The sequence below is a fragment of the Arcicella sp. genome (genome assembly GCF_964672035.1).
The window spans coordinates 1-6,756 of the sequence record NZ_CBABQS010000130.1; the positions used below are offsets into that span (position 1 = coordinate 1).

6 protein-coding genes are annotated in these 6,756 nt (G+C 30.1%); all 6 read left to right on the forward strand.

The window, feature by feature from the left end; translation table 11 throughout:
* Positions 1–234, forward strand: a 234-nt coding sequence (locus tag AC1W31_RS19915; protein WP_481736159.1) for an ISAzo13-like element transposase-related protein, incomplete at its 5' end; no start/stop codon positions are given.
* Between the two features lie 1,367 nt (positions 235–1,601).
* Positions 1,602–2,579 carry a ParA family protein gene (locus tag AC1W31_RS19920; protein WP_481736252.1) on the forward strand — a complete coding sequence of 326 codons (978 nt, stop codon included), beginning with the start codon at positions 1,602–1,604 and terminating at the stop codon, positions 2,577–2,579.
* A gap of 6 nt (positions 2,580–2,585) precedes the next feature.
* The gene (locus tag AC1W31_RS19925; protein ID WP_481736253.1) at positions 2,586–3,587 is read left to right on the forward strand and encodes a hypothetical protein; all 1,002 of its coding nucleotides are present in this window, start codon (positions 2,586–2,588) and stop codon (positions 3,585–3,587) included.
* Between the two features lie 1,003 nt (positions 3,588–4,590).
* A complete protein-coding gene (locus tag AC1W31_RS19930) occupies positions 4,591–5,607 on the forward strand; it encodes a RepB family plasmid replication initiator protein (RefSeq protein WP_481736254.1) in 1,017 nt (338 codons plus the stop codon).
* A gap of 100 nt (positions 5,608–5,707) precedes the next feature.
* Positions 5,708–5,944 carry a hypothetical protein gene (locus AC1W31_RS19935; protein WP_481736255.1) on the forward strand — a complete coding sequence of 79 codons (237 nt, stop codon included), beginning with the start codon at positions 5,708–5,710 and terminating at the stop codon, positions 5,942–5,944.
* Positions 5,945–6,381: 437 nt separating this feature from the next.
* Positions 6,382–6,660: a hypothetical protein gene (locus tag AC1W31_RS19940; RefSeq protein ID WP_481736256.1), complete on the forward strand. Its 279-nt coding sequence runs from the start codon at positions 6,382–6,384 to the stop codon at positions 6,658–6,660.
* The last annotated feature ends 96 nt before the right edge of the window (positions 6,661–6,756 follow it).

The following is a 6,756-nucleotide window of genomic DNA, read 5'->3' on the forward strand; positions in this document are numbered from 1 at the left end:
TCACAAATAACTCATACTTGGTCTGGTGTTGCTCTAAAAAATATAGAATTTGTTAAAAATCTAACCAATACAACAACAACTCGTACTGGTTTGAAAGTAATAACATCTATCAACCAAAAACAATATTTAAACAAAAGAGAGGTCAGTCAGAAATTTAAAGATAATATCAAAAATTATGTTACTTTCGATGATAAAAGACCTAAATGGAACTACCTAATAAAAGGTAGAGATTGACCAACTTATTATTTACTCGTTACTTAGTATAAAAAATTCTCCTTAAATTAATCATCTGCTCCTGCCCTAAAAATTTCCTTAATGAATATTATGTTGGTCCAGAAATAAGATTAATAATGTTTATTCGAGCAAGCGTAAGTATCACCTGTCCTCTCATTTATCCCACAAAAATGGATAAAAATAATATCGAATTTATATCAATAGTAAAATGGAAAAATCAATCAACTAATTTACGAGAGGTGAAAAACCTAATGAGGAAGGAGAAGCCAAAAGTCATTTATTCCATCGTTTGAAAATTCAATATTTACAAAAGAAGTGACCATAAACTACCTAAAAACTATCAGAGAAAATCCCTAAATTTGAAACAAATTAATTACCTAAAATCTTTGAAAAATTATACTTTTAATTATCTCGTTTGTTACAAATCGGGAACATACCTTCATGTACGCACTCAGTTTAAGAAACATTTTAAAGATAGAATACAGTATTTTGAAGATTTGAAAGTTAGTGATGTAATGAAAATTTGTAGGTAAAGCTTGATCTATGATTCCGTAAAACTACCACATTTTGCAGGTATAATTTTTTTACATAGAAATTCTGCTTAAAAGGTTAAAAAAAATAAAAAATAAAAGGATATCTATAACTCTTCTTATCCAAGCGAGCTTGAAAGCCATTATCGTGATAACAATTTCATCGCTTGCCCGCATACCTACCTCTTAGACGAGGTTTTAGAGAAAATTCGTCTACCTTTTCTTAAACAGATTTTTCAAAAATCATATGAATATTTCAAAATTCATAGCAAAGTGTCACGATGATACTTTGCTTTTAGACTGTTTTTCATAAGTTGTTTAATTCTTTTTCAAAATTCATAGCAAAGTGTCACGATGATACTTTGCTTTTGAACGAATTTTTTTAGGAGGGGTTTGAATATTTTTCCAAAATTTAGTGCGAAGTTCTATAATGATTCTTTGCCATCATGCGACATTATTTCTAAAAATCGTTTAGGTATTTTTTAAAATCCAGAGCAAAGTGTCACAATGATACTTTGCTTTTAGACGAGTTTTTTTAAAAATCACTTGGTTGTTTCAAAATTCGGAGTAAAGTGCCAAGATGATATTTAGCCTCTGTACAACCTTTTTTTCAAAAATCATTTAGCCATTCTTCAAGATTCTGAGTAAAGTCTCCCGATGATACTAAGTTTTCGAGTATTTATCAATCCTAAATCATCGTAATCTTAAAAAAAAGAAAGAAAGTGATACAAAATTGAATCAAAAAAATTGATTATAATGAAATATTTAGGTAAATTTGATACATAAATGAATCATTAATATTAATAATTCTTCTTTATTACAGTTAAATCCTAACTTATGAATAGTAACCTTACTTTAGAAAAAATTTCAAGCTTTTTCCGTCATAATCCTTCGTTAAATGTGAATGGTGTTAATGACGAAGCTGGCTTACCCAAACGAAAGATAGATTTAGTATTTAATTCAAACGGCTCTCGAAAATTAAGTAAAGATGACTTAATAAAACTTGAACCAATTCTAAGAAAGTATGGATATAATGAATATCTATACAAAAATGCCAGAGTAATTTCGGTAGTAAATCACAAAGGAGGAGTGGGAAAGACGACCACAACCGCCTGTTTGGGTGAAACTTTGGTAACCAAAGGATTTAAAGTTTTATTAATTGATTTCGATCCCCAAGGAAATTTATCTCAAATTTTAGGTGTAGAGAATCCTCAAGTTCAGGTGGCAGATTGTTTGTTTTCAGATTTGCCACTACCAATCGTTGAAATTTTGGATGGATTATGGCTTGCACCCTCAGACATAACATTAGCCGAATCTGAGGTGGATTTACTTTCAAGAGTAGGTGGTGATGTTAGGCTTAAACATAAAATTGAGCCTCTTTTAGAGTCATTCGATTACATTTTGATTGACTGCCCGCCAAGTTTAAGCAAATTAACGGTATCTGCCCTGAACGCTTCTAACTCTACATTAATAACGATGTTACCTGAATCTTCGTCCATGAAAGGATTAAACTCACTTTTAAATCGTATTAGTGAGGTAAAAACTCATACTAATCGAGATTTAACGCTGGATGGAATAGTGTTTACGATGGTGAAAAAAAATACGGTTCATGATGGTTTCAAGGAAGCCGTAAGAACCAATGTCGGCTCACAACTACGAGTATTTAATACTGAAATTAGACATTTGATAGATTTTCAAAAGTCTCAAGCACTTCAAGCTACGCTTGGAAGCCTCAATAGCTCATCCGAAGCCTATAAATGTTATAAAGATTTCTGTGATGAATTCATCACTTATTTACAAGTAGTTAATCAATAAAAAGATATGAAGGGCATAGATTTCAAAAACAAATTAGCAATAAATACTGCTAATACGCTGAAAAACAATAAGTTAATAAGTTCCGAAAGCATAAAAAATAATCTAATAATTTTACCAGAATTAAGAGATTTTATACCTCCATTGAATGTAGAAGAATTAAATTCTTTGGAAGAAAGCATTATTTCCAATGGTTGTAGAACGCCACTTTTGGTGTGGGATACTTCTCAGTCAATTATAAATTCAGCAAATAAAACACCTCATGATGCTGCATTTGTTTTAATTGATGGGCATCACCGATATCAAATATGTAAAAAAAATGGGATTGATTTTCAAATTGATTTAATGTCATTTCCAAGTATTGAAGAAGTCAAAGATTTTATGATTGATTTTCAGGTAGGTCGTAGAAATATGACATCTGAACAATTATCATATTTGCGAGGATTAAAATATCAGAGATTAAAGTCAAAACAAGGAGGAATTAGAGCTGGAAAAGGAGTTGAAGAAATTACCATAGTTGATACTGCCGCAAAATTAGCAGATGAATTTAAAGTAAGCAAAGCCACAATCAAACGAGATGCGATATTCGCAGAAGGACTTGATAAAATGGGAATTGACTTAAAAACAAAGGTATTAAACGGACAGACAAAAATTGACAAAAAAAGTATTCAAAAATTAGAAGGTAGTAAAATTGAAAGTGCTATTTCAAGCATTGAACAACTTCAAAAGGTTATAAATCTCAATAAGGATGTTCAGGAAAATGAAGTCACTTTCATTTATAAAAATAAGAATTCCCGAGAAACCCTTATTAAACAAGTAAGGAATCGTTTGAAAAATGCTACTGATTCTGATATAACAGTTGATATAAAAGGAACTTTCATCATCAACAATGGCTTAGAGGAAACATGGAGAAAACTTCGAGGCTTTTCGGATGATGTAATAATTGATGAGAATTTTACCGATAAAATATCCTTTTTTCAAACATTAAGTTTAGGAATTGTTCAGACTTAAAAGAAGATAGGGCTAAAATGAATGTTTAAACTCGCTGAGAATTAACTATTTACATACCTACGGCGAGTTTTTTACAAAAAACAGATTCTCAGAGGCTTCAATAATAGGTATAATTTCATCTTTTACTTTAAATTACGATGTTTCTTCATATCACACTTGGACATTGTAGAACTAAAATACTTAATCATGGTATTCAACAGCGTAAGGCGAGTTTTTTATAAAAAATTTATTCACTAACAGGTATTAGAATTAAATAAAACAATTACTTAAAATATAACCTTTTCGGTAAAATTAGGCGTGTAAAGGGCAAACTATCACCAATAAATATTTAAGTCATAATTATAAAGCGAGTTTTTTGCAAATTTAATGCACTAAAAAACGTGAATATGAGTTTCAAATCATGATCATCATATATCAAGACGAGTTTTTTACAAACAAATTGGAGAGATAGAATTCTAATGTTGCATAAGGCGAGTTTTTTTAACAAACTAAGGTTTTAATGAAAATTAAATACTAATTTAGACCTTGATATTTCAATTCTAACAATATCAAAAAATCACCAGTATTAAATCATTTTTTTTGTAAAAAACTCGCTTAAAAAATCTAATATAATAACGAGTTATGATTTAGAAGAGATTAAGGCGAGTTTTTTACAAAAATTCTATAATATTTAATTAAGTGTAGTTTATAACTTATTAATATTATTGAGTGAAATATTTTTAGCCAAAAACATCTTAAATACTATTATTTTTAGTAATCTTTAAAAATTCACTATGATTTATATATTTAATCAAAATAATTTAAATGATTTAAGAGGCTATAACTTGTTGATTTATAGCATTTTATATTTGCTTAGGCGAGGTTTTTACAAGTATAAGACGAGATTTTTACAAATACTGTGACATATAAGGCGAGGTTTTTACAAGTATAAGACGAGGTTTTTACAAATCACATATCTTTTAAGGCGAGGTTTTTACAATAATGAGTTTATACAATTTATAATATGGCACATATTGAATTAGGAGAGGATGAATTCCTTGAACACCCCTATATCCCGAATAGACGAGATAATTATTTACCGAATAAATTAGTTGTTAGCAACACTCAGTTTACTCGTGTAGAACAAAGGCTATTTGAATTTTTTGTGAATCAAATTGATCATACAAATATCAATGAAAAACATGGTATGCTCATTAGAATTCCCATTGCTAAAGTAAAAGAGTTTGTAACGGCACGTCAGGTGTTGACAGTTACAAAATCAATGGCGAGCAAAGTTATGACCTTTTATGAACTATCTAAAAGTCATCTTGAATTTGAACATATTCCTATGTTCTCAAGCATAAGTTACAATAAAAATAAATGTGGTTATTTGGAGTTTAAATCTAACTCAGAGTTATCGCCCTTTTTAGCCAGTTTAGGCTCCCAATATACTCGTTATGATTTTAAAACTATTTTAAGCTTTAAATCAATTTACTCAACGCTAATGTATAAACTAATCAAGCTACATTTAGGACAGAATAGAACGAGATTTGTTTATAGCATTGTAGAACTTCGTAAACTTTTACAAGTTGATGAGAACAAATATAAAAATCTCAATGATTTCAAAAAAAATATATTAGAACCTGTTAAAGAGGAGCTAAAAAGCACCTCGGGTGTTCCTATACATTTTGAGTACGAACATCAAGGAAATAAACAACGAAATGTAACACATTTACAATTTACTGTAATAACAGCATTGGAGCTTAGTCAACTTGATAAAAATGAATTTCAAGATGCCATGATTATTAATCCAAAAATGGTATATGATAAAATTGAGGATATTCTCATAAAAGAATATAATTTTAGAGCAACACACAGAAATCAAATCTTAGCCAACAAGGAATTTAGAGATAAGTTTATCACTTTTCATATTGAGTTTGAAAATGGATTACATTCAAAAGTAAAAAATAAAACTGCCTATATTTTAGCGTCACTTGGAATAATTGAAAAAAAGACTGTTCAACTTTCCAAAAGTAAATAGCATGCTAATAAGGTGTCATTTATTGAATTAATTACTTACGATAAATCTTAGTTATCAAAAATAATTATATTTGTAATATTTCTGAAATAATTTTAACAACATGGAAACCGAAAATAGCCTCCAAATCATTCCCATCGCTCCCCAAAATCAGGCAATCGGATTTCCGAAGGACCTGACTGAAAAAGTCAAGGAATACGGACGGTTGGGGTTGGAAGGGGCAGTGAATACCCAAAGAGCCTATCAAGCAGATTTGAGAGATTTTAATGCATGGTGTGAAACCAACGGACAAATCCCCTTTCCCGTTTCGGGCTGTAATCACCATTTGGGCCAAAACTAAACTAAGTCCCACAATCTATTGATTATCAGCAGTTTGCAAGTTTCGTTCTTGTCCCATTTCTTCCAAATATGGTTGCAACTAAAGAAAAGTGGGGGTTCACTTAAATTTGGGGCAAACTTCCCACAAGAGAACAATCTTTTTGTTTTAAAATGTTTTTTCTACAAAAAGCCGATATTTATCTCTAATCTATGATAATAAACAGCTTTTTTACTTAAAAATGATATAAAAAGGTTAAAATACTTAGGAAGTTATCCATAAAAAAGACCTTAAAAAACATGCCATTTTTAAAATTATTCTACTCGTAAGTAATTATGTATCAACTAATTAAGTGTCTTTGGCGGGAAGTTAGCTTACTACTGGACATACAGTATAAAAAATGATTTAAAAACTGGAAAGGTTTTCTTAGCTTGTTTGCTTCCCAACAAATCCAAGTTAGCATGAAGCCTACTCCAGTTTCTCCTGAATTTACTAAATACTTTTTAGATTTCAGATACAGCCTTGTAGAAACGTTGTTTTTAGTTTGTAATGCTGTTATTATGGCACGTACTACAAATCTCAATATTCTCAAAGATTATCTTCCACAGCTATTAGGGAACGAAAAAACCGTTTCTTGTTCACATTATAAGCGATTAATTCGATTCTTTGGCAAAGCTGACCCCAGTAATGGGGGTTCACTTAAGTTTGAGGCTAACTTCCCGCCAAAGACACTTAATTAGTTGATACATAATTACTTACGAGTAGAATAATTTTAAAAATGGCATGTTTTTTAATGTCTTTTTTATGGATAACTTCCTAAGTATTTTAACCTTTTT